This is a genomic window from Actinomycetospora termitidis (assembly GCF_030286555.1).
GTDB classification, from domain to species: domain Bacteria; phylum Actinomycetota; class Actinomycetes; order Mycobacteriales; family Pseudonocardiaceae; genus Actinomycetospora; species Actinomycetospora termitidis.
Window position 1 is genome coordinate 1 of sequence record NZ_JASVWF010000024.1, and the last position, 390, is coordinate 390.

Annotated in this window: 1 rRNA gene; it reads left to right on the forward strand. The window is 61.8% G+C overall.

What is annotated here, in order from left to right:
• Window positions 1-48: ribosomal RNA gene (locus QRT03_RS32300) — 16S ribosomal RNA — on the forward strand; the annotation flags it as partial.
• Between the last annotated feature and the right edge of the window lie 342 nt (window positions 49-390).

Genomic DNA, 390 nt, shown 5'->3' on the forward strand with positions numbered 1-390 from the left:
TCGTAACAAGGTAGCCGTACCGGAAGGTGCGGCTGGATCACCTCCTTTCTAAGGAGCATCTGCCTCGGATCGTCGACGCTGTTCGTTGGTGACAGCTGCCCAGTCTCGGGTGGCGGCCGGCGCGGCGCGACGGAGGGCCACCGCATCCCCTTGGTGGGGGTGGGTGGTTGCTTACTGGATTGATGTGGAACCAGAACACGCGAGAAGCGTTGGCACACTGTTGGGTCCTGAGAGGACGACCCGGCCCTCACACCCTGGGTGGGTGTGGGGGTCGTGTTTTCTCTCTGGGCAGTCATCATGGTCGTTCCGCGGTTGTGGTTCGGCGTGGTGGTCTGCGGGTGGGTTTGTCAAGTGGATAGTGGACGCGAGCATCTTTTTTTCCTGGTCGCC